The sequence below is a fragment of the Enterovibrio calviensis DSM 14347 genome, assembly GCF_000621165.1.
Taxonomy (GTDB): Bacteria; Pseudomonadota; Gammaproteobacteria; order Enterobacterales; family Vibrionaceae; genus Enterovibrio; species Enterovibrio calviensis.
On record NZ_JHZA01000001.1, the window covers coordinates 509630 to 536136 of the forward strand.

The following is a 26507-nucleotide window of genomic DNA, read 5'->3' on the forward strand; positions in this document are numbered from 1 at the left end:
TCTTACTGGCTGTCTTGAGGTAAAACGGTAGTGCGATTCTGGCCTGCTAACTTTCTGTCCGGATGGAGCATTGACTGCCATCTCAAATTATCTGAGTAGCAGCCATCATCACCAGAGTGATACTGGCCAATCACGCGCTCGTTACAGGTGTGGGTTTGCACCTGATAGATAGTTGTCGATAGCGAAATAATGTCGACGGCCTGCGAACTGTCTGCCTGCACGGTTACCAATTCGCTCGGTGTGCCCGCACTGATCAGCCACTTGGATGCTTCTTTGGCTAACCTTTTTGCGCGTTGACCTTTCCAGGAGATCTCAGCTCCGTAGACCAGTAGGTCGTCTTTGTTGTTTTTGAGGTAAGTGAATAGCTCTTTTTTGGCGAGCTTTGATTTCTTGTTTTTCAAACTGACGGCATAGGTATATGTCACTGGCGTAACAGTAAGGTCTCCCCCTTGCACCGCGGTGTTATGAGGTAAACTAGAGCATGCGAAAAGAGAAGAGGTGCTCAGTACAAATGCGACGAGATATCTTTTGGTATCGATCATTTCTTGAACCCTCCCGTCGCCAGAATTTCAGTCTGCCATTTTGCTGTGTCTGACGACGTGTCAAAATCCATCCCGAAGAATCGAGAGAGAGTGCTGGTTTGCTTGATGTGCGGCAGCGTAATGTTCGCCGATGTTATTGGCGTCACCAACGAGACAGTGGCAACAATAACCAACTCTGTTTTGCGCCTCGTGGTCGTAGAGTGGCGGAACAATGCCCCTAAAATCGGCACATCAGCAATAAATGGGATTTTTGCTAATGATTCTTGGTCCTCCGTGCTGAGCAGCCCCGCTAACACAAAGCTGTCGCCATCGCCCAACTCAATGGTGGTTTGAGCACGACGAACACGAAATGCAGGTATATCCAAGGCCGTTTCACCAAATTGCTCGTCAACAGAGCTAACCGATGGCAGCAGGGTCAACATGATCTTGTCATCGCGTTGAACTTCCGCAGCAAGCTCTAGACCAATACCAAACGAACGATAGGTGATGACGTAGCCATCTGGGGAGAGGTAAGAGATAGGTACTTCGCCACCGACAAGAAAGCTTGCAGTCTCTCCAGAAATAACAGAGAGGTTGGGTTCGGAAAGCACTTGTCCAATTCTGTCATCGTTGATGGCTGAAATGTATGAGCCGACGTTGCTACCTGAACCGCCCGTTCCCGTAATGGCACGAAAGAATTGTCCATTGTTGAACGTGTTTTCAAATACGGTGCCCCACTGGATGCCGAGCTCGTTCACAATTGAACTGTTCACTTCCGCAATGGTGAGTTTGACATTGACTTGTTTAGTGACCGTGACTTCCAAGTTATTGACCACACCCTCATAGATTTTATGTGCGAGGTAGTCGATATCTTTATCTGGTGTGTCAGTGTTAATGGATACCAGCGTTTTGACTTTCTCAGTGGGATCTTTGGTGAGCAGTTCACCCACCATGGCATATATTTCATCTTTTTCTTTTTGCGTTGGAACCGTGCCTCCCAAAACCACGCGATCACCCAAATTTAAAACGGACACTTCGGCGTTTGGGTATTGTGACGAGAGCATTTGCTCAATGCTGATTAGACTTTTGTTAACGACGATACGCTTTTCTGTCAGCGTGGAACTGTTTTCACCAAAAACAATTAACGTTGTAGTACCAATGTTTCTGCCAAAGACGACCAAGCGGTTGTTATCGATGACTTGGTAATCTGCTACTTCTGGGTTGGCGATAAAGATAGTGCCGATAGTGGTATCAAAATGCATAGAACGGGCATCGCCAGTACCCAGATTGATGATTCCTGCAGCCTTCGCTGTCAAGGACGCTGACGCCAAAAAAACGACGAGTAAGATGTGATGAAAACGCAAAGTAAGCATTCCTTGCTCTCTAGTTAAAAGCCTTATCTTGGCCACGGATTTCGATGACCGATTTAAAATTGGGTAGCACGTCATGCGTGTCTGCATTCATGCCTAACGTTGTTTGATTTAAAGACTTAATAACTTCAATAACACCAATACGCCTCGCTATGACCATCTTTCCTATTTGCTCTCTCGCGAGCTCAATGGTGATAGGCAAGTCCTCAGTTTTAGAATTACTCTCCCCTTCAATGGCGAGAATTTTGACGTTTTGGAGCAATGGAGAAACGGATAGCGTTCGAAACGATTGAATCGCATTGTTTCTGCCTGACTCGCCAATGTTTTGCTCATCTGATGTCAGCACAAGGACGTCAATATGGTCACCGACAGAAATACCTGAACCTAAAAAGTCTCGGCTGGTTAAACCAAACGAGTAAGGTGTCATGCCCGGCTCTATTGCGGCCTCGATGTAGCCTTTGTCTCCGGGTGAAATAAAGTCGCTTTGAGTGACGAAGGTAGAGTTAGATATGTCTTTAGCGGCAATCATGCCTGCAACAAGTTCTAATGAAGTATCTTGCGCAATCCCTTTTGTCATGGCTTCTTGTTCGCGCACGCGGAAATATCGGACATTTGTTCGCTTTAAAAGCTCGCCTTTGGCCAGTGGTGCTTCTAGTTGTGCGACTTGAAATGTTGGGATGGATGTATCGACGACTGCTGTTTGATTAAACCTAAACATCCCGGTCAAACCTAACAGGCCAATAATGATTGTCAGTACTGCGATAACAAAAAATACTCTTTGGCTCATTTGTCTACTCGGTATGTCATACACATAAGGTGGATCTTTTAACTAAGTGCACTCAGATGAATAAAAAAAAGACTGGAAACGACGATAGGGATTCCATATGGGACGCCTTTCTCCGTATCACTTTTCACAATTATCGATTTAATAAGGATGATTAACGCTGTGATGCCCCCAATGAAACCGACTGTTGCTAAAGATAATGCCCAATATTGGTCGTCGATTATCAGTGCATAGATAGAAAGAAGCTTTACATCGCCAGCCCCAATTATCCCTAAGCTGAAGATAACCAACCCAACGGCCAAAACTAGAGTGCTTCTTAGTATATGCAACTCTATATTTTCGTACTCATAGGCAATCAATAAGCAACAGACCAAAACGACTAAATTTAATCTATTGCTTATCTTCCGCTCTTTGATGTCCGAAATAACAACAACCGTTGAGATGGCTATAAGGACTAGACCAATGAGATTCATTGACAATGGTCTAAGAGCCGTATTACTGAGTAGTAACGGTTTCAGCTTTACCGATGTTGGTATCAATTACCGTCATTGCGTCACCTAGTGCTTTACCTAGCCCGCCGTCTGCAACAACTGCAAGTACGATTGCAGAAATTGCCACACCGATGATTGCATATTCGATAGCGGTTACGCCGCGTTCGTCTTTTGTAAAACGCTTGGCTATTTTCAGTAGAGACATGAAAAACTCCATTTATTTTTAAGGGTGATCTTTATTTTATTGATGAGCGAAAATTCAAATGTAAAGATTTCTGGCTAGTGCCATTACCTTTATTTAATTGCAGCTCAGGAAATAAGATATAACTGATATTGAAATTTATCTACCGGCTTGTCTGCGGTATTAAATTTCATAATTAAGACTAATTTTCATTATTGAGGCGATTCGGTTTTATTTTTGGGTGTGCATATGATTAACTTGTTGAATATAAAAAACGTTTTTATGTGATGCATGTAAATAAAATAAATATGAAACCAATTTCATCGTCTAAATTTAAAACCAACTGAGACGAGGTCATTTATTTTTTTAAACCAGACTTTCATCACAAAAAAATAGTGATGTTTGTTGGTTTAAATAATAATTTTTGTTGGTTGTCTTTTAGGCGCTTCCATGATTTGTATTGTTATCAGTTCATGGTGGTGAATAAATCAGTCATCTCTGGTTGATGTTTGCACAATTCATTTGTTTTATAAATGTAAACAAATGTCTAGTGTGGTGTGCTTGCTGTCTTTTTTATCGGCTTTTATTGGTGATTTCCTCGACACAAAAATAACAGGATTATATGAAATTGGTGAAGGGCATATGCAGAGGAAATCACAAGGTTTGTATGTTTAATAGCCATCTTTCTATACGCGTTATAAGGTAACTTTTCTGATGGTCTATTCATTTGGTTGAGCATTATCAAACAGCCTGAAAAATATATACCCAAGCATCTTTAGGTTACTTGGGTATAGTCAGGCCGCTTGGCTCATTGCGTTAATGGCAGTTTACTTGTTGCTTGTTATGAGAGGAAATTATTGCGGCTCAGAAAGTGCCTCAGGCGAGGGCTTTGTTGTCATGACATTGACCATGTACATGCCAACCACTGTGCTCAATACAAACAGAATAACCGTGCTCGATCCTGAACCCAATGCAGCAATGGCAGGCCCAGGACAAATCCCTGCCAATCCCCAACCCACCCCAAATAGTACGGATCCTGAAATCAGTCGAGTATCCATTGCTGTGTTGTCATTGACGCAGAAGGTGTCAGCCAATACAGGCTTAGTTTGCTTACGCACCAAGAAGAAATAACCCGGCATAAAGACCAGCAAGGCGCCACCCATGACGAAGGCCAAACTCGGGTTCCATTCTCCAAATGCATCCAGAAAACCAATGACATTGGCAGGGTTAACCATGCCTGAAATCATCATACCAAGCCCAAACAGAACGCCTGAAGTTAGAGCAACAAAGTGTTTCAACATCTTTTTCTCCCTAGGCGTGAAGACGCACAAAGACCGTTAGGAAAGCGGAACCCATAAATATGAGCGTGGCGACGATTGAACGTTTGGACAAACGACCCATCCCACAGATGCCGTGTCCGCTGGTGCAACCGTTGGCTAGGCGAGTACCGATGCCAACAAGCAAACCTGCACCGATCGCAATCAGTGGCGTCGTGCTGGGCGTAAGCGAGGAAAAGTCGGGGTAGTTGAATCCAATGAGCGGTGACACTAATCCTGCACCGACCATGCCGCCTAAGAAAAGTAGACGCCATAAAACATCAGACGATTTTGGCTTCAGTAACCCTCCCGCAATACCGCTGATGCCGGCGATTCGACCGTTGAATGCGAATAACGTCAGTGCAGACACGCCGAGTAGCATACCTCCCAACAGTGCATTCCACGGAATTTCAAATGACATAGACACTCCTGTTTATCTTCAATCCAATGTGTGGGCTAACGGTAATGCCCACGCCGTTGCATAAAATAAATCTAATCATTCACCTTAATTAAGTCAATTCTAATTTAGTAAATATTAATTTAACTTAGGCTAATGTTTGGTGGCTCCGCGTTCTTGTGATTGGTTCTGGCTTTGTCTTTAAGCCACTGATTTCATGTTCTTTAGGTTATTTTGGATACACGAGAGTGATAGAGACGAGTAAAGGCCGTTTTTGGATGCAAGAATTTATTGGTGACTTTGCTGAGCTGGTTGAGATGTTTGGAAGAAAGGAAGCCAAATGAAATGATGAGTGAGTTATGCCTAAAACCCGTATTGGCGGGGGGCGCGCGTGGAAAGTCACACATGCTAACCCCCGTTAAATGAAATCAAAAAAGCCGGCTACCGACGGTGGCTAATTCTGCAATGTCCCATTTCCGAACACTTTTTCTTTCGAAACATCGGTCATGCTGAACACATGCGTCGCAACGCACAAGGCATCATTTTTTTGTTTATCGCGTTTGTTTACATCATCAAGGCTGAATTCGAGGGGATATTATGAAACACGCACTGATTTCGTCGCTATTGTTAGTGACCGCGTCTATCTTGCCTTTCTCATCAATGGCAGCCACACCGTCAGCTGCCGATGCAGAAGTCTATTTTGTGGAGCCTCAGGATGGTCAAACCGTACCTGAAACATTCAAAGTGGTATTTGGGTTGAAAGGCATGGATGTATCGCCTGCGGGTAATAATCAGCCTAACTCTGGTCATCATCACTTGTTGATTGATGTAGATTCATTAGCGGATTTCGCGTTGCCCCTGCCTGCTAATGACAATGTTAGACACTTTGGAGGAGGGCAAACTGAGACGATGTTGACCCTACCAAAGGGCAAGCACACGCTTCAGTTATTGCTGGGGGATTACTTGCATATTCCTCATGACAAACCCGTGATGTCGGAAAAAATCACTATTACCGTAAAGTAACGTATTACCGTCAATCAACGTATCAAAGTAAAACGCCGTGCTCTCTATTGGGAGCACGGCGTTTATATTAAAATCAGACGTTGAGGCTTGCTTGTGCCTTGGCTCGGGCTTTCAGTGGTCTCTATTGGCCGCGACCGCACACCATGACAACGATGGTACGAACCATAATATGCAGGTCCATTTTCAACCAGCTCATTGGCGTAGTTAATGAAAGCGCATACGAATGATCGAATCCCACTTTCGAACGCACATCATCAATGCAGGTATCATAGCCTTGATTGACCTGAGCGAGCCCTGTGATCCCCGGAGTAACACCATAAGTACGTTCTGCGAAGTAAGGGATCGCATTTTCTAATTTTTGGTAGAAGCCAGGACGTTCTGGGCGCGGACCAATAATTGACATATCACCAACTAAAACATTGATGAACTGTGGAATCTCATCCAAACGGGTTTTTCTTAGAAAACGGCCAACACGGGTGACTCGAGGATCGGTTTTGGTTGCCCATGTTGCGCCTGTCACGCTTTCGGCGTCAGTACGCATGGTGCGGAATTTGATCATCGGGAACAGCAAACTTTTATCAGGCAGTGCGCGACCAATGCGCATTTGGCTGAAGAATACAGGTCCACGACTGTCGAGCTTGATGGCGAGAGCAATCAAAGGGAACAAAGGCAGTGTCAGACCGAGGCCAATCAGAGAAAACAGAATATCAAAACCACGTTTTGCTTTTGCCGTTACTGGGCTGATATCGCTGTTTACGTTCAAGTTCATGCTGATATTCATAGTGATTTATCCTTATTATAAGTCTTTGATTCCTCGGAGACACGCGTCCATCGTCCTGTCTCCAAACCTGTTATGTAACGCAATGTACCTATTAGGTTTGCCGTGTGACCTGTCACTAAGTATGACAAAGCTTTTGCAATGCTGCTTTTTGGTTTATAGCCAGCAATACGGCAAAACCCGATGGCTACGTAGATAGTGGTTTGCCCCGCGGCTGCCAAGGCAAAAAAGCTGTTGGATGGCGCGAGGAACGCGCTCCCTAATAACGCGGTGATCATAATAAATGGCATGAGCACACGCAGACCTTTACCCGACGCAAATGTGAAGGCGACGCCACCACGAAGAGGGTTGAGCAAAGGCAGTAATCTTGTGAGCTGTTGATAGTTACCGGCGCCAATGCGAAGGCGACGGCGAAAGTCTTGCGCGGTATTTGTCGGCTCAAGTTCGACCGCTTGAATCGAGTCGTGAATATCAGCGCGAAAGCCTTTTTCCACAATTTGCATCGGCAGAACAAAATCGTCATTGATGGTGTCGCCTGCCAGTGGTGTGAACAGTTTGCGGCGAATGAAATACAACGCTCCGTGAGCACCCAGAGATGAACCGAGTTGTGCTTCATTACGTTGGATCTTTGTTTGGTAATCCCAGTACTTCTGCTCGCCATCTTCTGCTTTGATTAAGCAGTAGCGGCTGTTAAGTACGCCAACGTTTTCATCGCTAAAGTGATGCGCTGCGATGTAGAAAGCATCGATTGAAATCAAAGCCGAAATATCGCTCAGTGCCACAATGTCGCCTTGAACGTGAGGCATGGTGTTGTTGATCACCGCCACTTTTCCCGCGTTGTCGGCGTATTCAATCACAGTGACATCAAGGTGTTTGCAGAGTGCCTCTTCAGCGGTGCGTCTTGCAATGTTAGCGGTTTCATCCGTGCAACCGTCGCAAGCAAGTACCACATGGATTTTATTGCTTGGGTAGTCCAATGCAGCAAGGTTACGGATCTTATCGGCAATCCATTTTTCTTCATTGTAAGCCGGCATCAGGACGCTGATGGTTGGCAAATCAATATCGTCGACACTGTTCTGGTAGCCACGAGCAGGAGTGGTCGTCTCGGTGTTTTGCGAAGCCGTATCACGGACCAAGACTTTCAGTAGCAGTGGGTAACCCACGTGATGGTAAATCACCAAAATAATACTGATGGTGGTTAGCCAGAATATGATTTCATGCGCCATGACAAAGCCCCTCAGTCAAAGAGTCGTAAGCACTCGCCATGGTGCGGATATCTGCGTGATTCGTAACAAAAGCACGAGGGTTTGATGGGGTGGCACCGTGTAGGCAGTGAATGATTTTTTCCGCCATGTCACTGGCATCCCCCGCCTTCAATAAACATCCCGATTCTGGACACAGTGTTTCGCTGGCTCCACCCACATTGGTGACCGCTGTCGGGATGCCACATGCCTGCGCTTCTAACGGTGCGAGAGGGAAACCTTCGTTGAAAGAAGGGAGGCAGAATAGATCGAGTGATTGATAGAACTTCGGCATGTTTTCAACATGACCGAGAAAATGAACGCGCTCGCTAAGATTGAGCTGATTGGCTTGGTCTTTCAATGTAGCTTCCATCGAGCCCGACCCCGCAATGACCAGATGCACATGGTTAGGTAATTCAGCCATGGCAGAAATCAACACCGAGTGCCCTTTCACTTCTTCAAGTCGTCCGCTGGCACCCACTAGCTTGATGGCATTAGGTAGCTTCATGGCGGCGCGTGCCGTTGGTTTGTGGCCGGGGATGTATTTAGAAGTATCTACACCGTTTTTGATAACCAGAACGTCTTGCATACCAGACAAAGAAGACAGCGCATGAGCGACGATGTCAGCATCTGCGACGCAGACGGGTTTGCCAAAAAAAGACACGATGCGATGCAACACTTGGTGGCGTTTGTTGCTGTAATGCCATGCGTCATGCTCGGTGTGGACATGTGGAATCTTGCTTAGAAACGCAGCAAGACCGCCGTAGAAGTAAGGGCCGATGTGATGGGTGTGAATAAGATCGGCGTTGAGTGATGTCAGTATGTTTTTCAGTGCGAGAACAGGTGATAGTGAAAACTCGGGTGCTTTGTTCATAAACACCAACTGATCTTCAAATTCACGAAGTCGAGGCCATGCAGCAATCGCCGTTTCAGCATCACCTTCTAGGCTGACAATCTTCATTGCATGACCGTGGTTCGAGAATTTCATCAACTCTAAGGCCATGACTTCGAGTCCGCCTGGTTTGAGATGCTGTACGACTTGAACAATGGTCTTCATGACAACCTCGTTGAAAGTGACTGAGTACTGTTATGGGTATTGCAGAAGGCGTGCCAAGTTTTATTTGGCACTTAACCCTCTGATTTTTAGTGATAACCTAAAATTGGACTCATATGCCTTTCGTACCTTTCTCATTATGAGAGTCGCTTTGACGATTAGCGTGTCAACGTGATGATCTGCTGTCGCCATATTTCAAGTTGTTGAGGTGTCACTGCCAACATGGCATTCCATGTAGTAGGGACTTCGCGCTGAAGTTGCGTGAGTAGTTGCTTTGCTTGAGGGTTGGATTGCGCTTGGCGTTCTAGCCACAGTATCCAGCGGTAATCCGTTATGCCCTGCATGATGTCGTAAAGCCTTATGTTAATGTCAGGCTCTTCTGGGCAAGGGTCGTTAGACGGGTAAAGGAACTGCACGTCATATTCGCGTCCGTCTGTGGGGTCGAACGGGTCGGCGGTGGGCATGCGGCCGTGCCATTTCAAAAATCCATCAGCATCAGACTGCCAAAGGTAAAAGCCTGCTGCTGCGCGTGGGTTGGGTAAGTTGTATAACCAAACCTCACGATCATCACCTTGTGCTTGCTGAATTTCGTTTTTATCAATACCAAAGCCGTCGTTGATCAGCACCAAATCGAACATTGAAAGGTATTCTCTGTCTTTGTCATGGTTGAGGTGACCTGCCAGTTTGGCGCTAGGTGCAAACATGGAAAACTGGCGATGCATGTCTTTAAACAGGTCAACATTGCCGGGGTTGCTGGGTTCATCGGCAATAGACCAATAAGGCGAAGGCTGAAGCCTGCTTTTGTGTTGAGACTCAATATGCGAAATCACATTGGCCGCATTTCCTGCACCTAAGGATTGGGTGAGCCTTTTGGCAGGTGCATAGGCCATGGCAGACTGAAAACCCATTTCATTGAGCTTGATGGAAAGCGTCTCGAACTCGGCTTTTGCATCGTCATTGCTGGGTGTGGGGTAGGGCGGAGAAATGCCCGTTAAGCCTAGTTTTCTCAAAAAGGTCAGGTCGCACATCATGGCCTGCTGGCCCAAGGGGGCGAGATCTTTAAACCACCCAAAGTGAACGGGTTGTTCAAGATAAATCCCAACAGGTTTTGCCATGTCAGGTAGCGCCACATTAACCACATCAACAGAAAAAGCGGTATTGAGAGTCTTGCCTTGCAAGATGATTGAGAGTTCGCCGTGATATATGCCAGGCGGTGTGCCTTCTGGTACATCAACACGCACCACCATTTTTCTTGGCATGGCGACGCCTTCGTTTTCTGGCATGAGTCCATGACGCAGATAATCATCGTTAGCTTCAAGTAAGGTAGAAGACAGGTGCGTACGCGTTAACTGCCATTGGCTCCAGTGCCAGTTAGATGGAATGGTCATGCCATTCAGTGAGGGCTGACGCAGCATAACCATAGGAGCCCCTTTAATGTTGCCTTGTTCAAACATGAACTGCACAACGGCAGATGTGCCAGGCGCTGCGGTCGCTGGTGAGCTATCCGTATTCAGACGAGGTTGCCCGGTTGGCCACTTTTTCCAATTGGCGATGGGCCAGCTTTTCTCCCACCATGCTTTGCGTTGGCGAGTGAGCATGCTCAGTACCAGCGGATTACTCTGGGGAACGGCGAGAATGCCGCTCAAAAACTGCGCATCGGTTGAATCGCCACTTAGTCTTAATATCACCGGTCCACCATCACTCGTGACATTGAAAGTGACGCGGTCACTTTTTCTTTCGCCGTAGTGATCCCAACTGCTACTGTTTGGAGAAATATCGGTGTTTTGTCGACCGAGATAAACCGACTCAATCCATTCGGTGGGTGACAAGCGCTGAGTGAACACTGACGTTCCATTGGCTGTGATTTTTCGCTCTAGAGGGTGAGGCAAGTACTCCCATTCTCCCGCATCACGCAACCACAATGTGATTTGCCAATCTCCCGCAGGCAACGGTAAGGCGGCGGTTTCAATCCCACGGATACCATCGATGGTTAACGCGTCAACCGCTTGAGCGCGAGCACCGCGATCGATCGCATTCAACCCGCGACCCGTGAGTAGGCCTGATTTGACGGTGAGTGGCTGAAATCCGGGCCATATGGCGCTGCCTTCTGGCCCCAGATCCCATGCATATACGTTTTTTCCTAACGGTTTTGGTGTTTCTACTCGCGCTTCTGACAGTGCAAACCCGCGTGGTGTGCTGCCAGCAAAAATGATGATTTGCTCTAGTGCGCTGAGATCAAGTTGCCTTCCGCTGGGGGTGCGAAGGCTTGCAAAGGAGATCTGCAATTCAAAGCTGCCTTTGGGGATCACGCGTTCTATGTTGGCGCGATCGGAGTAACCTGGGTTGACGCTATCATCAGCACGTACCACCACGATGACATCGTCCGAAGATAGATTATTGCCAGACACCATGAGCATGCTGGTTTGAGAGACCTGCGATAAATCCTGTTTGTCTAACCTGAGATCGGCAAGCGCAGGCGTGCAGACCATAAGCGTGAGTGAAAGTAGCCAATATTTCATCGTCTCGCCTCATTCATACTTGTGTGTTTTCGTGGGTTTAATTGATGTCGATGATTTTCCCGCTTGATGGCGGCGTACCGGCGTTGTTAGGCAAGGGCGGGAACTCAGCAACGATTCTCGGAACACGAGTAAGTACGGGGGTTCCTGTTATTGCTTCCAGGGTGGAAATCCGGCGGATAGTGGTATCTGTCAGCTCTAGTATCACTGCCATGCCACACCCCAAGAATATGCCGCCAATTAGGCCTGCAATGGTGAAGACCAGCAGAGGAAGGTTACTCGGGACACCCGGTGAATAGGGTCGGTCGATGATTTTGATACGCTTATCTTGCTCGAAGACACCGAGCGAACTGGTAAGGCGCGCCATTTCATGGCGTTCGAGTAATTCTTGAAACAGTTGACGCTTCACTTCAAGGTCTCGTTCTAACTTGCGAATCTTCTGCTCTTTTTCGCCAGATTGGTTGGTTTTCACTTCCAAGGTGGCAATCATGTTTTTTAAGCTGATGGTTTCTTCATCTAAGGTCTCGACCTTGCTTCTGGCGAGCTGAAGGTTTTCCAACTGTGAGATCAACAATGGCTGTGACTCGGTGCTCGAATCAATCACGGCGCTGCTGGCAATATCCCAAAGTTTATCGGTATCCACCGGTTGCTGTGTCGAGGAAAGAAGTTGAGTACGTTGCTCTTCAAGACGACGTAAGTTCCTCAATGCGCCTTGTACCAGGCTGTGTTTGTCTGTGTAGCGTGATTTGAGCATGGCCAATTCACTGCGATGTTGGACGATTTGATCTTCTATGCGGCCGATGACGGGGTTGGTACTGGATAGTTGCTCATCAAGGCCACCAAGGCTTCGTCTTGCGCCTGCCATTTCGGCTTGTTTTTCCGATAGGCGCTGCTTTAGCTGCTCAATACGGGCGTAGTTCGCCAATTGAAGCTCGGGTAAACCGTCTGCGTGCTTGCTGCGAAAGTCCGAAAGGGCGGCTTCCGCTTTGTCGAGTTCTTCTCGGCGGTAAGTAATGTGCTCAGAAAGGAATTCGCTGGAATCTTTCATCGAAGAACGTTCTGGCGCGAGCAATTCTTCAATCACGTGGTCGCTGACTATCTGCAGGGTTTCTTTCATGCCTGCCGGTGTTGATGAGCGGTATTCAATGCGAATAACGTCTTTACCGATCGTCGACATGGTTAGCCCGTAGGACAACTTCGCAATGGTTTCATCAACCGTTGCTGGGTCAGAATCTGCGTCAATCATCCCTTGATCGAGCGCCACTTTCCCCAGAATGTGTCGGCTATGCAGCAGCGTTTGTAGGCCACTAAAGCGCTCTTTCATTTGTGAGGAAACGGATAAGTCTTCAAGAAACGGGTTCATTTTAGAGGTTTCTTGGACCAGCATAGTTGTGTGGGAATTGTACTTTTTGGGTGTGATCAGCCCAATGGCCGTGCCCATTAACGGGAAAATGATAATGGGCATCATAATGACGTAGCGACGACGCCACGCGCCATCAAGTAAGATCAGCAACTTATACGTGAGTGTGTTCATAGTACATCCAACCAAGCGTTGAGTGTTTTTGCTCGTGCATCCCACGTATGCATGCTGACGGCGGTTTGCTGTTGAGGATTGGGCTTTGTATTGGCTGCGGTGTTCAGTGCTTCTGCCATTTCACTGGCGGTATGCACCACGGACACATAACTTCTATATTCGTCGACTGCTGGAAACGGCGTACTGATCACTGGTCTACCTGCGGCGAGGTATTCGCGAAGCTTTAACGGGTTGCAGGCTCTAATTTGGGCGTTATCAACGAAGGGCAACAAGCTGGCTGACCAATGCTGGCTGTAGCCAGGAAGCTCATGATGGGGCTTAGGACCCAGCAAGGTGACGTTGGCGTGCTGCTTGAGTGACAGCGCGGCATCACAGGGCTTACCGATGAACACGAAGTTCCATTCGGGCATAGAAAGTATGGTTTGGTTCAGCAAGTCATAGTCAAGCCAGTCGGACAAGGAACCATAAAATCCAGCGGTTGGTTTTCCGTTGTCAGGGAGATCTTGCGCGCGCTGAGCCGGCGTCGAAAACAAATCATAGTCGACACCGTGCGGAAGCAGCTTGGTGTGCCTATTCGAAAAGCGCGTATAGAGCGTCTCGCTCGCGGCCAGAATAAGATCGGCTTTTTGCACCAAATCCTTCTCACGTTGGGCTACCGTGTTGTGGTCAACGCCCGCTAACGATGAAAAGTCGTCACCACAGTAGTAAACCAGTGACGATGCGCCTAGTTGGTCGGATACATCAACTGCGGTAGGAAGCGAGGTCCACATTATCGGGTTATACAATTTTGCGTGTTCGATAATGGGAACAAGCTGTTTGCGCAGCATACTCGCCGCCAGTTTGCGTCCCCATGTGGAGCGCGGAGCTGGCAGGGTAGAAGGATTAACCACGGTTAGGTTTTCAGGTTGAGTTGTTTTTTGGGATTGGTGTGAAGCATCAACGGGAGAGCCGTTCGATGATTGACCGCTCGCAGTGAGTTTGTGCCACGCTCGCTTGCAGTCATTCAAGGTGAATGTCGGGCGACGCAAACCAATTGAGTTGACCCATACCACTTTACGATCTTGTGAAAGACGACAAATCAAATGTTGAGTGCTAGACGGCAATCCGCCCCAATCTTCTCCGAAAACAATCAGATCCCGTTTCATCTAGCCATCTCCTCGTCGGTCAAAGTGCGCAGTACTTTTGCGGGTACTCCACCGGCGACCACATTCGGTGGTAGATCTGATGTGACAACACTGCCTGCTGCGACAATGGTTCCGTGGCCAATAGTGACGCCAGCCATCACGGATACGCCAGTCGCGAGCCAAACATCGGGTTCAAGGATAATGTCACCCACTTGGCTGTCGAGTTCCGGTAATCCCGCTGCGCGAGCCTCTGCATTCATAGGGTGTCCTGGGTATCCAGCTAAAAAGGCACGGCCTGCAATGCGGACATTGTCGCCAATCACGACCTTCCGTCCGACAGCAATGGTTGTTTGCCAACCTATATCAATATTGTTGCCTATGAGTAATTGTGGTTGATCGTGTCCATAAACGCGACCTGAGAACGTCGTTTGTCCCGACATGCGACAATGATCACCGAGTGAAATGACCAGAGGGCCACTGACAAAGGGCATTCCCCCATAAAGAAATAGATTTTTGCCAACGTGTTGGAGACGTCCTTTAAATACTGGTGTCCACCACAGTGAACGAGCGGCGCTTTCCCACAAATTCTGAATCAAACGCGTGAGGTGATAGAGCGGCACAACCAGCAGTCTGGGTGCAGGAATACTAAAATGAATAACGGCTTTGAGGGTTCGGAATAAGCCTCGAGCAACTGGGCTTGGGCTGTGCTTTAACCAATGTCGGGTCGTTTGCATATTCATTGTCGTGCTCCTTGCCATTCCGCTATCGGTGACGGTCTAACTAAGGATTAAGCACGAAGCGAGCCAACTTATTTTATTTCGATTTATCAATAATATAGTGATTTTGAGCTGGTGCGGTATGTTGGCTTTGTCATTTTGAATGTCAAAAAGAAACACACCCGACACGTAAATGATCTCACGTTGCAGAATCCAGCCCCTTGCCTAAAGATCTGGCTGAGGGGAGCAAGAATGGACATGGAGAAATGATGATGGGCCACCAAACTTGTCTAGGCTGCTTGTCCTGCAAACGGTTTAAATGAACCTTTTGGCAATAACCCCATTTTCTGGCTGATAAGCGTGAGGCTCAGCGGCGCGGCAAATAAAAGGATAATTCTGGCTGTTTGCGACCAGTCGTAGTGAGAGATTGCTAGCCAGACAAAACACAGCATTCCAAAAAAGAGCAGCGAGTAGACAGGGTAGGGTAAGCGGTATAGAGATTGGCTGATGACGTAGAAGAGCACGAAGCGAAGGCACTGTGTAAATACCAGCGCCATCAACACGCCGAATACGCCGAACTCATGACCCCACCACCATAACGTGGTGACCGCGACGACTGCCGCGACGGCGTTAATACCCATTTGTGCGTAGGTGGTGTCGCCCGCAAAGCTGCCAAGGTTGACCAATTCCGCCATTTCTTTGAATAAAGCGGCCGCGACAAGAAAGGCAATAAATTGCGCTGCAAGCAAGTAACTTGCGGGCAGGAGCCATGCGATGGCGAGTGGCGCGGCGAACGCGACACTGACGGCAATAAGCATCACGGCGACCAATCCGTAACCCGTAAATTTAGTGGCTCTCTCACTGCCATTTTCCCCATAGAGCACATCGAAACGCTTCGGCATCCACCACATGCCAAAGGGCTGGAGCAGTAATACAACGGCGAGGCCAAACTTCGCGGCGACACCGAATTGTGCTAGCTCTTCCAATGAACTCACGTCAGCAAGCACCCAGCGATCAAGGCCGTTAAGGGTAAATGCCATGATGCCGCTCGCCATGATGGGCATGCTATAAATCAGGGCCTGTGTCGTCACGGGGCGGGAAAACGACAATCCTGTCTCTTTGATTTGCACAATGGTGAGGATCAAGGCTTGAGCAATGGCAGCGATAACACCCGCTTCCAAAATACCATCGATACCGCGGCCGTTGAGCAACATGATGACGGTCAGCGTTGCGTGAAATAGCGCGCGTCCAACGGCGGCTGAGAAGAAAGCCATCGCGCGGTTTTGCATTCTGAGCCAACCAAGAGGGACAGCAATACAGCCTTCTAGCGCCAACATGAGTAGCACTAAACGTAATTGATAGGTAGTCAGTCCCCCGGGCATCTCGCTGTCTATCAGTGATGCACCTATCCAACCCAAAGGAATGATCACTGCGCAGGTGATCAGAGTAAGCGTAAATATTCTGGCGGCCATGGTTAAGCGTTCGCCTTGGTTCTTACTGCCCCCGACAAAACGATACAACGCATCTTCTAGCCCGAGTCCCACAAGAATACTGCCCAATGCAGCGATACTGCTGATGATTTCCAATAGCCCGAATTCAGCTTGAGGCAGTTGATGGGTGATGAACGGTAACATCAGTAACGAGATACCTTTCATCAACGCCATACTGCTGCCATAAAGCAGAGTTTGTTTCATAACGGGCGTAAGTGGTTTCATCCTTGTACCTCGTGACGCGTCTGTGCCGACGCTTTTGGTTGTGCATTGGTGGCCAATGCTTCACAGATGTCCCTAAAGCAAATCTCAGCGCGATACTGTTGTGCAACCACGCCAGCAGCTTTCCCTATACGTTTGAGTGAACGCATATCGCTTTGTGCAGTTTGCAGAGACATTGCCAACGCAGTGATATCACCTGCTTGATACTTCAGGCAGTTCACTCCGTGCGTGAGTTGGCTGTCCCAATAAGCACCGTCTTTAGGGATAATGACGCACATACCAGCCGCCATTGCTTCAAGTATGGATAACCCAAAGGGTTCTTTCACGCTGGTGGACACAAATATGTTGGATTGAGAGCGAATCTCGTCCAAATTTTCAGGGGCTTCATGCCATGACACGCTCATTACATCTTGAGGTGCCTCGCTAGTCGGCAATGTGGTTTGTTCAGGGCGAATAAAACACACATGGGTGTCGACGCGCTGAGAGGAATGAATGCGTTGCAAGGCATCCATCAAGGTATCTAGTCCTTTCCATTTCAGTAACGAAGCCGCCCAAAATACAACGGCATTATCGTATTGGCACTGGCTTGGCCATGTGCTTTTTGGCAGCCCATTATTAAAGGTTTGAAAGTGCGTTAGCTCTGACAAGGTGCAGTGACAGCCTGCAGCACTGAGCGCGGTGCAAAGAGAATCACTGGTGGACTCGAGGTAGAACACGTTATCGGCACGTAGCAAACAACGGCCAATGGTTCGTGATTTGGCAACAGGGCCATGAATCATCTGTACCAATCGGTAGCCCAGAATCAGCTTGGCGAAATACAAACCGAGATCGACGCCTGGGCCTGAGGCAGCAAGGGCGGTGTCAATGCGGCCGATAAAAAGTCGAAACCATAGCAACTGCAAGGCAATCAACACATGGCGAGCAAAATAGGCCGCGCCTTGTTCGGCTTTCTCAAGCGCTTCCGGCATCCATAATGCTTTGGTAAATGCCTGAGTATGACGCCATGTTTTGGTGTCTGCGGTTAACACAGAGACACGCACGTTTTTGTCTTCAAGCTGGGTGAGAACATGCTTGGTTGATACCTTTGAACCGCCAGAGAACGCAATGGGGTCGAGTACGAGAATGTGTTTTAGTTTGCTCATACTGCCGCCTCCTGTGTTTGGGGTTTACGATAGTTTTTCACAAAGCGGAATGACGCTTTGACCGGTGGCACAAACTGCCAGTGGCTGATCCAGTTCGTGTTCATTGCTGGGTTATTGATCAGCCCTTGATAGAGCGCTTCAAAGGCGCGAGTGTGTGTCGCGATAGTGAAGTGTTCTTTGACATGTTGTTGACCTTGCTGACCAAGTTGCAAACGCTGCTCTTGGTTAACGAATAAGTGATATATGGCTTGCGCCATGGCGTGTGCATTTTCCGTTGGGACGAGAAGCCCTGTTTTAAGATGACTAATCACGCTCGGAATACCGCCCACTCGAGGCGCGATAACAGGAAGACCCGCTAACCCAGCTTCCGCCAATGTGAGACCAAATACCTCTTCTCGTGCACCGGAAACACATAGGTCTGCTCCACCACGCATGATGCCCACCACATTGTGCTTCTCTCCCACCAAATGGACGAAGTCGCTCAGATGTGCCTCATCAATTTGGTTTTGTAATGCTTCACGTTCTGGCCCCTCACCAATCACGACTAAGTGAATGGGCAAGCGCAGTTCACGCAGCTGTTTGCACGCTTCGATCAGCAAGTCGACGCCTTTACGATGGATAAGCGAGCAAACACTGACTGCGACGAACGCATCACTCGGCAGGCCTAGTGATTTGCGAATATCTTCAACGGGTTGATTGAGTAGCGCTTCAGTGTCGATGCCGTTAGGGATCACTTTACAACGCGTTGGCGCAGCGCCATCGGTTAGCAATTGGTCAACAACAGGTTGGCTAACGCCCACAGCCATGCTGGCATGGTGTAAGCCCAACGTAATTCGGTCGCGAAGTGGATAGCGAGAGTGCAGGTGCAGCACAAGTGGCAGTTTGCGAGCACGCGATACAATGTTCAGCCATTGTGAAGGGGCGCCACTGTTGGAATGAATGACGTTGATCTTGTGTTCGTCAACAATGTCCAGTCCTTGGTTGACCAGCTTGCCGTAACCAACGATATCCCACTTCGGAGCGCTTTCTCCTAGCAGCAACGTGAAGTTGCTGACATAAACAGGAATGTTCAACTGGCGCGTCTCGTTGGCTAGCACATCACTGTTGCACCAAAGGACGGGTTCGAATTTTGATTTGTCTAGATGCGTCATTAAATCAATGAGGCAACGTTCGCTTCCACGGATCCAGTTGTCACCGTAATGTACGAATAAGACTTTTTGAGGTGCGGGTAGTACCTGAGGGTTGTTCTTCATTGTTATTTCCTCTAGGTGGACAGTGTGTTTCTCGTCGGCTTCTTTGTTCAACCGGGAGAGTAATGAGTACTTATTGTTATTGACTGCAAAGATTGAACCAACTTTTTAACTAATTGTTATTGCTGAAATAAAAGAAAATCCGCGATGCTGGGCATCGCGGATAAATGGGTTTCTCTCATTTTGAGAGTCACGTTGAGGATCACTTGGCGGCGGTGGCGTAGGCTTTGAGCAATTGAGGGACAACGGCTTCGGCAGAATAGTCTTTTTTGATGGTATTGATTGCGCGCATGCGCAACTCTGCTCTTTTCACGATATCGCTGTTATGCCAATCAAGGACGGCATCAACCAAGCCATTCATGTCGCCTTGCTTCAATAGCCAGCCATTGTGATTGTGCTCTATGAGTTGATCTAGTGCGCCCACATTAAAAGCAGCGACAGGTATACCTCTTGCCATTGCTTCCAATGACGACATAGGTAGCCCTTCTGCGCGAGAAGGGATCACGAGTAAGCCAATGTGATTCCAAATTCGTCGCATATCGCTTTGCGCGCCATGGAATGTGAGATTCTCAGGGGCGTTTTTCTCGAGGGATTTTCGCATTGGCCCATCGCCATAAATGTGGAACTCAAGGTGTGGGAAGCGTTTGGCGAGGTTTACAAAGCGCTCGGGTGCTTTTTCTTTGCTGAGTCGCCCAACAAATGCGATTTGATCGCCGGTAGATGCCACAGAATCGTCAATGTTTACGAAATTGTTGGCGAGCTTGGCCGCACAAGGCAGCGACTCTAATACCGGGGTGCTGACGGCATACACTTGATTGGCAAGAAAGGCTGTGTGACGGTCAACCCAGTCATACATTTTGATTTTCCCTTCTTTCGCTTCTCCGCTGTGGAAAGTACTTGCGCAGGTGATCCCCATCATCTTGGCAATGGGGCGAGCGAGAATGCCTGCTTTGTAACCATGCGTATGAATGACATCCGGCATGTCTTTGCGAATGGCTTGCCATAGCGAGACGAGACGACCATCAAGCTGTCTGCAATTTAGACCGCTATAGAGGAGGCGTTTGTGTACTGGATGATCACCATATTGGTTGAGGAAGACGACAGTGACATCTGTTCGCGCATTGCTTAAACCCACGGCTAGCTGTTCGACATGTGATTCTATACCGCCGAATCCTCGGCTATCTAATACGAGCCAGATTTTTTTCTTCTTTGTCGTCATGTCGTCACCTTTTTCTACATTCAATATTCAAGACTCCAATCAACAGCAAGGTTAGTGCCAGAAAGGTAACTCATTGAATTGTAGACGCTCACAGCGTGATTTGTACGAAAGGAGGGTGGTTGAGAAAATCAAAATGACAGCCGAGCATTCCTTTTCTGTCAAAGCGCATGTCAAATTGACGAAGAGAGTCAGGTGTTTGTACATCTGTCTCCGGTTTTCTGTGCGTCACCCTAAACCGAGTTGTAAAGAAACGCTTGTTTATTCGCCTATTTTCAGAGAGTCGAAAGTTGTCAGAGACGAGATGTTTAAAGGGCTAAAGCCCGAAATGATCACAGGTAAGCAATGAGGGGTAATGTCGACGAGACAAAACTTGGCAAACACTTTGCAGTGGGTCTGACAGTTATCTCATTTATTGATAGAGGCAAGCATGGCGAGTTATTTAGTTACTGGAGGCTGTGGCTTTATTGGATCACACCTTGTTGAGTCACTCTTGGCTGATGGTCATCATGTCCGTGTGGTGGATGATCTCTCGACGGGCGCTCGTGAAAATGTGCCCCGTCATTGTGAACTGCGTGTGGCCGATATCTGTCAGCCCGGCGTGCTTGAAGACGCCATGAAAGAAGTCGATGGCTGTTTTCACTTAGCGGCAATTGCTTCGGTTGAACGATCCAACCAGCAATGGGTGGAAACCCACGAAGTGAATCTCACGGGCAGCATTCGTGCATTTGAAGCCGCGAGGGCAGCGAAAACGCCTGTGGTCTATGCATCGTCTGCTGCGGTTTATGGAGACAATGCAGACATGCCATTAGCAGAGCGTGCAGTGCTTCGCCCACTGACCGCGTACGGCGCGGATAAGCTCGGTTCAGAGTTGCACGCACGGGTTGCGTCTGTTGTTCATGGTGTGCCGACCACGGGACTGCGTTTCTTTAATGTCTTTGGCCCTCGCCAAGATCCTAAATCGCCATACTCTGGTGTGATTTCGATTTTCGCAGATAAAGTGCTGGGTAAAGAACCGCTGACAATTTACGGTGATGGCGAGCAAACCCGTGATTTTATCTACGTGGCTGATGTGGTTCGCTTTTTAAGAGCTGCTATGAAAGATGTGTCTGTAACGCCAGAAGTCTTTAATGTGTGTCGCGGTGAAGCGCTGTCGGTTAATCAATTAGCGACCATATTGATGTCTTTAACGGGGTCATCAGTAGGGATGAACTATGTGCCTGCACGTCGTGGTGACATTCGTACGTCGATAGGTAGCCCAGCCCGAGGGGCTAAAGAGCTTAGCATTGTGGCGCAGACATCGGTGACCCAAGGACTTCGAGAGCTACTGAGTTTCCTCGCCAATGGCAGTAATTCGCAGCGCTCAGCGGGTTAGTTTTATGTAACTAGCTGCTTCTCTTGTATGACCGAAAAACGCCGCTGAGTAAGCGGCGTTTTGTGTTTTGAACATGAAATTCATCAAACGTTTGTAGGTCAGAACTTGGTGATGCCAGTGCTTAGGCTTCGTCTGTTTCCCACGCTTGTTTCTTACGATAGAGCGTTGAAGGGCTGATTTGCAGCAGAACGGCGGCTTTTAGCACATTGCCATCACAATGTGCGATGGCACGTTGAATGGCTTCGCGCTCTAGGTCGCACAAGGGACGAATTTCGTCATTCAACGGTGACATGTCATTGGGCTCATCCGTCGTGCTGCTATAGGTAGGCTCGGGTATGGATACCTGAGCTAAGGATTTGATCTCTTGATCGCTAAGTGTGTCATTGAGAGGAGGTGGGAGCTGCTTAATGCTCACAGCATCGCCATCATTGAGGACCACGACATTGCGAATGACATTCTGCAATTGGCGAACGTTTCCCGGCCAAGGGTAGTGTCGGAGCACCACCTCAGCTTCGGGCGTGAAACGGGAAAATGCTTTCCCTTCCTCTTGTGCATAGGTTTTGAGGAAGTGAGTAGCAATCGCCAAAATGTCATCACCGCGATCGCGTAACGGCGGCATGCTTAAGGGCACCACATGCAGCCTGTAATAAAGATCTTCGCGAAAGCGTCCCGCAGAGACTTCTTGGAGCGGGTCTCTGTTGGTGGCGCACAAAAACCGAATATCAACGCTTTCTTCTTTGCTCGCGCCGACTTTTTGGAAGCGGCCGGTTTGGATAAAGCGCAGCAGTTTCTTTTGAAGTTCTAAATCCATTTCGCAAATTTCATCAAGGAACAGAGTACCGCCATCAGCTTGAGTTGCCGCCCCTTTTCGCTCGTTACTGGCGCCGGTAAACGCGCCTTTGACGTGGCCGAATATTTCACTCTCCATTAAATCATGGGGGATAGCACCGCAGTTAAGCGCGACAAAAGGGGCTTTGGTTCGCGGACTTTGATGATGAATGGCTTCCGCGCAGACTTCTTTCCCTGTGCCGCTTTCCCCCGTAATAAACACGGTCGCTTTGCTGGGCGCAGCCGCGTCGATAATACGATACACGTTCTGCATAGGGAGGCTGGAGCCAATGAAGCCTTGGTAAGCATTGCGCTCGAAACTGCTTTGAATGTCGTCAACCAGACCTTTCAAACGGGTTCGCTCAAGCTGGTTGCGTATTGTGGTTTTGAGGCGTTCAGCACTGACGGGTTTTTCGAGAAAATCTTCTGCGCCTTGGCGCATTAAGTCCACGGCTTTATCCACCGAACCATGACTGGTTACCACAACGACTGAGCAAGGCAGTCCCTGTTCATTAATCCACTGAAGGATCTTTTCACCAGACATATCAGGCAGCTTCAAGTCCAACAAGATGAGGTGTGGTGTCACGTTTTGAAGGTAGTCGAGTGCCGCTTGGCCGGTTTCTAAACAGGTCAGTTCTATAGGCTCATCGGAAAGGTACTGCATGTACAGATTCGCAAGTGGCTCCGAATCCTCAATGATGAGCACGCGATACGTTTGCTTCATGTGGAAAAATCCCCTTTGCTGTCTGCCTGCGTCAACCCATTTAACGGGTAAAGGAGACGTAACGTTCTGTTAAATATTGATTTAAGTGTATGACAGATTCATTTTTCCATCGGATTATTTCTTGGCTTTGAGCATGGCGTCAGCTGAAAATCCTTGTTGTACACGTTGTTCCAATTCAGTTAGGGAGCGGGTTGCTTCTGCCGTCAGTAATTCAGCGACCTCTACTGCCGTGTCGTAATGCTGATTTAGGCAATGCTTTTCGATATCTCGGCAAAGGCTACTCAACAAACTGTTACCGTGAGAAGCGGCACTGCTGCCTAATGTATGCGCTTCAAATTCCAGGGTGTAGTAGTCCTGCGTTGCGGCGGCATTTTTGACTTTTTCAACACGTTGTTGAGCATCACCAATATAGAAAGAAATGAGCTGAGGAGTAACCTCCGCTGACGTGTCTTTCACCAGTTGAACTAGAGTGGCTTCGTCGACCCTGTCATGAGTGGCACTGACAGTCGGTGCTTCTGATGATTGGTGTTGATTCTCCTGAAGTGAAAAGCCGCTGTCAGTGAGATTGATGTCAACATCGCCTGCCAATGAGTGTTGTGCTTCTCGGAGGGGGCCTTTGGGCTGCCAACGGGAGAGGCAGTCTAAAATCGATTGACGAGTGAAAGGCTTGGAGACGAAATCATCCATGCCAACTTCCATGAAATTCTCTTTGTCACCTCGGATCGCATGGGCGGTAAGAGCCACGATCACCACATTCTTGGCGTCGCTGTCGAGGGCGCGAATGCGTCGGGTGGCTTCCATTCCATCCATTTCTGGCATGGATATATCCATTAATACAATGTCATAGGGAATACTAGAAACGGCTTCCACCGCTTCTTGGCCATTACTGACAATATCAACGGACAAGCCAGAGAATTCGAGCATGGTGCGTAATACGACTTGGTTGGCAGGGTTATCCTCAGCCATCAAAATCCGAATATCTGTCGCGATATCGACTTGGGTTGCTGGAGGCTCTGGCGAATGGACGATGCTGTCATCTTGAGAGGCTGTGTCTATGTTGAGCACGGCACTAAACACTGACCCTTTGCCCACTTCACTCACGACAGAGATTTCGCCGTCCATCAAATTGACGATTTGTTTGCAGATGGCTAGACCCAAACCGCTGCCTTCGTGGCCACGATCATAACTGCTTTCAGCCATGGTGAATTCGTTGAAGAGAATGGGGATATGACTACTATCAATACCGACGCCAGTATCAACCACGTCGATTTGCAATTGGTGATACCTAGAACTTTGGTGGTTGCTGGTTAGCGATACAGTGACAGAGCCTTTTTTTGTGTATTTGACGGCATTGGAAAGTAGGTTAAGCAACAATTGACGAATTCTGTCGCCATCGCCGTTCAAAAACTTTGGCACACTGTCAGAGATTTTCGCCGTTAAACGCAAGTTCTTTTTCTGTGCCTGAGGACGCATGATATCGACCGTTTGGTGGAAGAGGTCGTACATATCAAAAGGATGTTTTTCTAACGATAACTTGCCCGCCTCCATCTTTGAAAAGTCGAGAATATCATTAATGATGGCAAGGAGCAGTTCACCGGATTCTCGCGCCGTTTGCACCAGCTTCTGTTGCTGATCGCCTAGCGGCGTCTCTTTTAACAGGCCAAGAACACCGAGTACTCCGTTCATGGGAGTGCGAATTTCATGACTCATGGCCGCCAAAAATTGGCTTTTGGCTTTGTTGGCACTTTCCGCACTCTGCTGGGATTCTAAGATGATCTGTTCAGTGTGTTTTTGCTCGGTTAAGTCGAAGAAATGCGCCACATAATGGGTTAACTGTTCGCTTTCATTTTTTACGGCAGTAATGCTGATTCGGACAGGAATTGAACGACCTTCTTTGTGTCGAAATGTCAGTTCTCCTTGCCAAATACCATTCGCTAACAGTTTACGCCAGATGTTTTTATGAAACGCAGCATCTTGAGGATTGGTGGTCAGTGAACGTGGTTTTTCGCCTTGAACTTCAATATCAGAAAACCCTGTGACTTGAGTAAAAGCCGGGTTGGTTTGGATAATATGGCCGTGGCTGTCCGAAATGAACATCGCCTCTGATGACTCAAAGGCATGGGCTGCAATTTTGAGCTCTGTCTGGTCTTTCAGTTGTTGAGTGATATCGCGAATGTAAGAAACAAAAATGTGTCCTTGTGCGGTTTTTGCTGGCGAAATTGAAATCTCGATAGGAAACTCACGGCCGCTACGCCGAATGGCACTCAGCTCTATTCGTTGATTAAGAACGGGGCCCTCGCCAGTAGAAAGGAAGTGACGCATTCCCTTGATGTGAGCTTCGCGAAGGCGAGCAGGAACAATAGTATCAGCCATCGCTTTGCCGACGACCTCGTGGCGCTCCCAACCAAAAATTTGTTCAGCGACGGGGCTGAATTCGATGATGATATCGTTGTCATTGGCGACGATGATGGCATCGTGAGACGCATTATAGATGGCGGCGTTTTTTTCTTCGATCTGACGCGCTTCACTGTAAGAATATTTTTGGTGTTTAAGTGAATCATTCAATTGATTGTAACTCGCATCAAGCTTGTGACGCATTGAATCAACCATTTGGACAGTGGCTTCAATATCATCTTGATAGAACAATTTAAAGCGAGAAATAGGTGTGTCTGGCGAATTGACACTTTGTAACCTACGAAGCGGACCTGTTACTGCCATCACCATGATATAAGTGGAAATAATACACAGAACACCGACCGACATGACACCCCAATGCAGTACGTGTTCAGTGAAGATTTCATCAGAGCGTGAGATATTGTTATCAAAACCGATAACGACCCACCCTGAAGGGTTGGTTGCATCACCGATAGGTGCACTCTTCGTAGCAATTTCTCCGGAGAAATTGCTCTGCAATTGACTATGAGCCAGCACGCTGCCATTGCGCTCAATGCTAAGAAAGGCGAACTTTTCTTGCTCAACAATTTGGTCTGTGAAGGCTTTCAATTCGTCGATGTCATCATTCACTACATATTCTAGTGACACGATCGACGTCAGATTTGCGATGCGTTGTATGTGTTCGCCGGGCAGGTTCGTATTGGACTCATGGTGATGAAAAAAAGACATCAAGGTCAGCGCCATGAGCGTCAGGGTCAACGCGGCTACGGTGATAAAAACCGCTTTAATACTGATGTTCAGAGCGCCCCCTTATTGATGC

The 26507-nt window shown here is 48.1% G+C and carries 22 protein-coding genes; 2 read left to right on the forward strand and 20 right to left on the reverse strand.

What is annotated here, in order from left to right:
• Window positions 1-2: 2 nt before the first annotated feature.
• The 7 genes from Q365_RS0102235 to Q365_RS0102265 all read right to left on the reverse strand — a co-directional run bounded on the left by Q365_RS0102235 (window position 3) and on the right by Q365_RS0102265 (window position 5084).
• A complete protein-coding gene (locus tag Q365_RS0102235) occupies window positions 3-542 on the reverse strand; it encodes a hypothetical protein (protein ID WP_028021811.1) in 540 nt (179 codons plus the stop codon).
• Window positions 539-1894, reverse strand: coding sequence for a type II and III secretion system protein family protein (locus Q365_RS0102240; protein WP_035024273.1), 1356 nt, complete (start codon window positions 1892-1894; stop codon window positions 539-541). The genes Q365_RS0102235 and Q365_RS0102240 overlap by 4 nt, the downstream gene beginning before the upstream one ends.
• 10 nt (window positions 1895-1904) lie before the next feature.
• Window positions 1905-2678, reverse strand: a complete 774-nt coding sequence (gene cpaB, locus Q365_RS0102245; RefSeq protein WP_028021813.1) for a Flp pilus assembly protein CpaB — start codon at window positions 2676-2678, stop codon at window positions 1905-1907.
• Between the two features lie 38 nt (window positions 2679-2716).
• Window positions 2717-3148, reverse strand: coding sequence for an A24 family peptidase (locus Q365_RS0102250; RefSeq protein WP_051563710.1), 432 nt, complete (start codon window positions 3146-3148; stop codon window positions 2717-2719).
• Between the two features lie 22 nt (window positions 3149-3170).
• Window positions 3171-3371 carry a Flp family type IVb pilin gene (locus Q365_RS0102255; RefSeq protein ID WP_028021815.1) on the reverse strand — a complete coding sequence of 67 codons (201 nt, stop codon included), beginning with the start codon at window positions 3369-3371 and terminating at the stop codon, window positions 3171-3173.
• A gap of 830 nt (window positions 3372-4201) precedes the next feature.
• Window positions 4202-4648: a YeeE/YedE family protein gene (locus Q365_RS0102260; RefSeq protein WP_028021816.1), complete on the reverse strand. Its 447-nt coding sequence runs from the start codon at window positions 4646-4648 to the stop codon at window positions 4202-4204.
• A gap of 10 nt (window positions 4649-4658) precedes the next feature.
• Window positions 4659-5084, reverse strand: a complete 426-nt coding sequence (locus Q365_RS0102265) for a YeeE/YedE family protein (RefSeq protein WP_028021817.1) — start codon at window positions 5082-5084, stop codon at window positions 4659-4661.
• A gap of 573 nt (window positions 5085-5657) precedes the next feature.
• Between Q365_RS0102265 and Q365_RS0102275 the strand changes: the two genes are divergently transcribed.
• Window positions 5658-6083 carry a DUF4399 domain-containing protein gene (locus Q365_RS0102275; protein WP_028021818.1) on the forward strand — a complete coding sequence of 142 codons (426 nt, stop codon included), beginning with the start codon at window positions 5658-5660 and terminating at the stop codon, window positions 6081-6083.
• A 121-nt stretch (window positions 6084-6204) separates the two neighbouring features.
• Here Q365_RS0102275 and Q365_RS0102280 read toward each other — a convergent pair whose 3' ends face one another.
• The 11 genes from Q365_RS0102280 to Q365_RS0102330 all read right to left on the reverse strand — a co-directional run bounded on the left by Q365_RS0102280 (window position 6205) and on the right by Q365_RS0102330 (window position 20369).
• A complete protein-coding gene (locus Q365_RS0102280) occupies window positions 6205-6864 on the reverse strand; it encodes a sugar transferase (protein WP_051563711.1) in 660 nt (219 codons plus the stop codon).
• The gene (locus Q365_RS0102285; protein ID WP_028021820.1) at window positions 6861-8087 is read right to left on the reverse strand and encodes a glycosyltransferase family 2 protein; all 1227 of its coding nucleotides are present in this window, start codon (window positions 8085-8087) and stop codon (window positions 6861-6863) included. Before Q365_RS0102285 ends, Q365_RS0102280 begins: the two co-directional genes overlap by 4 nt.
• Window positions 8077-9159 carry a glycosyltransferase gene (locus Q365_RS0102290; protein ID WP_028021821.1) on the reverse strand — a complete coding sequence of 361 codons (1083 nt, stop codon included), beginning with the start codon at window positions 9157-9159 and terminating at the stop codon, window positions 8077-8079. The genes Q365_RS0102285 and Q365_RS0102290 overlap by 11 nt, the downstream gene beginning before the upstream one ends.
• A gap of 155 nt (window positions 9160-9314) precedes the next feature.
• Window positions 9315-11675, reverse strand: coding sequence for a hypothetical protein (locus Q365_RS0102295; RefSeq protein ID WP_028021822.1), 2361 nt, complete (start codon window positions 11673-11675; stop codon window positions 9315-9317).
• 37 nt (window positions 11676-11712) lie between these two features.
• Window positions 11713-13206 (reverse strand): GumC family protein, encoded by a 1494-nt coding sequence (locus tag Q365_RS0102300; RefSeq protein WP_028021823.1) that lies wholly within the window; start codon window positions 13204-13206, stop codon window positions 11713-11715.
• Window positions 13203-14351 (reverse strand): glycosyltransferase, encoded by a 1149-nt coding sequence (locus tag Q365_RS0102305; RefSeq protein WP_028021824.1) that lies wholly within the window; start codon window positions 14349-14351, stop codon window positions 13203-13205. Before Q365_RS0102305 ends, Q365_RS0102300 begins: the two co-directional genes overlap by 4 nt.
• Complete coding sequence (locus tag Q365_RS0102310) at window positions 14348-15070, reverse strand: acyltransferase (RefSeq protein WP_028021825.1); 723 nt, start codon at window positions 15068-15070, stop codon at window positions 14348-14350. Before Q365_RS0102310 ends, Q365_RS0102305 begins: the two co-directional genes overlap by 4 nt.
• 266 nt (window positions 15071-15336) lie before the next feature.
• Window positions 15337-16761, reverse strand: a complete 1425-nt coding sequence (locus Q365_RS0102315; protein WP_028021826.1) for a lipopolysaccharide biosynthesis protein — start codon at window positions 16759-16761, stop codon at window positions 15337-15339.
• Window positions 16758-17900: a glycosyltransferase family 4 protein gene (locus tag Q365_RS0102320; RefSeq protein WP_028021827.1), complete on the reverse strand. Its 1143-nt coding sequence runs from the start codon at window positions 17898-17900 to the stop codon at window positions 16758-16760. Before Q365_RS0102320 ends, Q365_RS0102315 begins: the two co-directional genes overlap by 4 nt.
• The gene (locus Q365_RS0102325) at window positions 17897-19153 is read right to left on the reverse strand and encodes a glycosyltransferase (RefSeq protein WP_028021828.1); all 1257 of its coding nucleotides are present in this window, start codon (window positions 19151-19153) and stop codon (window positions 17897-17899) included. Before Q365_RS0102325 ends, Q365_RS0102320 begins: the two co-directional genes overlap by 4 nt.
• Window positions 19154-19352: 199 nt before the next feature.
• Complete coding sequence (locus Q365_RS0102330; protein ID WP_028021829.1) at window positions 19353-20369, reverse strand: glycosyltransferase family 4 protein; 1017 nt, start codon at window positions 20367-20369, stop codon at window positions 19353-19355.
• Window positions 20370-20796: 427 nt separating this feature from the next.
• On the opposite strand from Q365_RS0102330, the gene Q365_RS0102340 reads away from it, so the two are divergent.
• Complete coding sequence (locus Q365_RS0102340) at window positions 20797-21741, forward strand: NAD-dependent epimerase/dehydratase family protein (protein ID WP_028021831.1); 945 nt, start codon at window positions 20797-20799, stop codon at window positions 21739-21741.
• Between the two features lie 121 nt (window positions 21742-21862).
• Here the strand turns inward: Q365_RS0102340 and Q365_RS0102345 are convergent, their stop codons facing one another.
• Complete coding sequence (locus Q365_RS0102345; protein WP_028021832.1) at window positions 21863-23293, reverse strand: sigma-54-dependent transcriptional regulator; 1431 nt, start codon at window positions 23291-23293, stop codon at window positions 21863-21865.
• A gap of 114 nt (window positions 23294-23407) precedes the next feature.
• Complete coding sequence (locus Q365_RS0102350; RefSeq protein WP_245621473.1) at window positions 23408-26416, reverse strand: PAS domain S-box protein; 3009 nt, start codon at window positions 26414-26416, stop codon at window positions 23408-23410.
• Window positions 26417-26507 lie beyond the last annotated feature (91 nt).

Bases quoted from the DNA above. Each gene is read 5' to 3' on its own strand.
- Q365_RS0102235 (WP_028021811.1), bottom strand. From the start codon at position 542: ATGATCGATACCAAAAGATATCTCGTCGCATTTGTACTGAGCACCTCT.
- Q365_RS0102240 (WP_035024273.1), bottom strand. From the start codon at position 1,894: ATGCTTACTTTGCGTTTTCATCACATCTTACTCGTCGTTTTTTTGGCG.
- cpaB (WP_028021813.1), bottom strand. From the start codon at position 2,678: ATGAGCCAAAGAGTATTTTTTGTTATCGCAGTACTGACAATCATTATT.
- Q365_RS0102250 (WP_051563710.1), bottom strand. From the start codon at position 3,148: ATGAATCTCATTGGTCTAGTCCTTATAGCCATCTCAACGGTTGTTGTT.
- Q365_RS0102255 (WP_028021815.1), bottom strand. From the start codon at position 3,371: ATGTCTCTACTGAAAATAGCCAAGCGTTTTACAAAAGACGAACGCGGC.
- Q365_RS0102260 (WP_028021816.1), bottom strand. From the start codon at position 4,648: ATGTTGAAACACTTTGTTGCTCTAACTTCAGGCGTTCTGTTTGGGCTT.
- Q365_RS0102265 (WP_028021817.1), bottom strand. From the start codon at position 5,084: ATGTCATTTGAAATTCCGTGGAATGCACTGTTGGGAGGTATGCTACTC.
- Q365_RS0102275 (WP_028021818.1), top strand. From the start codon at position 5,658: ATGAAACACGCACTGATTTCGTCGCTATTGTTAGTGACCGCGTCTATC.
- Q365_RS0102280 (WP_051563711.1), bottom strand. From the start codon at position 6,864: ATGAATATCAGCATGAACTTGAACGTAAACAGCGATATCAGCCCAGTA.
- Q365_RS0102285 (WP_028021820.1), bottom strand. From the start codon at position 8,087: ATGGCGCATGAAATCATATTCTGGCTAACCACCATCAGTATTATTTTG.
- Q365_RS0102290 (WP_028021821.1), bottom strand. From the start codon at position 9,159: ATGAAGACCATTGTTCAAGTCGTACAGCATCTCAAACCAGGCGGACTC.
- Q365_RS0102295 (WP_028021822.1), bottom strand. From the start codon at position 11,675: ATGAAATATTGGCTACTTTCACTCACGCTTATGGTCTGCACGCCTGCG.
- Q365_RS0102300 (WP_028021823.1), bottom strand. From the start codon at position 13,206: ATGAACACACTCACGTATAAGTTGCTGATCTTACTTGATGGCGCGTGG.
- Q365_RS0102305 (WP_028021824.1), bottom strand. From the start codon at position 14,351: ATGAAACGGGATCTGATTGTTTTCGGAGAAGATTGGGGCGGATTGCCG.
- Q365_RS0102310 (WP_028021825.1), bottom strand. From the start codon at position 15,070: ATGAATATGCAAACGACCCGACATTGGTTAAAGCACAGCCCAAGCCCA.
- Q365_RS0102315 (WP_028021826.1), bottom strand. From the start codon at position 16,761: ATGAAACCACTTACGCCCGTTATGAAACAAACTCTGCTTTATGGCAGC.
- Q365_RS0102320 (WP_028021827.1), bottom strand. From the start codon at position 17,900: ATGAGCAAACTAAAACACATTCTCGTACTCGACCCCATTGCGTTCTCT.
- Q365_RS0102325 (WP_028021828.1), bottom strand. From the start codon at position 19,153: ATGAAGAACAACCCTCAGGTACTACCCGCACCTCAAAAAGTCTTATTC.
- Q365_RS0102330 (WP_028021829.1), bottom strand. From the start codon at position 20,369: ATGACGACAAAGAAGAAAAAAATCTGGCTCGTATTAGATAGCCGAGGA.
- Q365_RS0102340 (WP_028021831.1), top strand. From the start codon at position 20,797: ATGGCGAGTTATTTAGTTACTGGAGGCTGTGGCTTTATTGGATCACAC.
- Q365_RS0102345 (WP_028021832.1), bottom strand. From the start codon at position 23,293: ATGAAGCAAACGTATCGCGTGCTCATCATTGAGGATTCGGAGCCACTT.
- Q365_RS0102350 (WP_245621473.1), bottom strand. From the start codon at position 26,416: ATGTCTTTTTTTCATCACCATGAGTCCAATACGAACCTGCCCGGCGAA.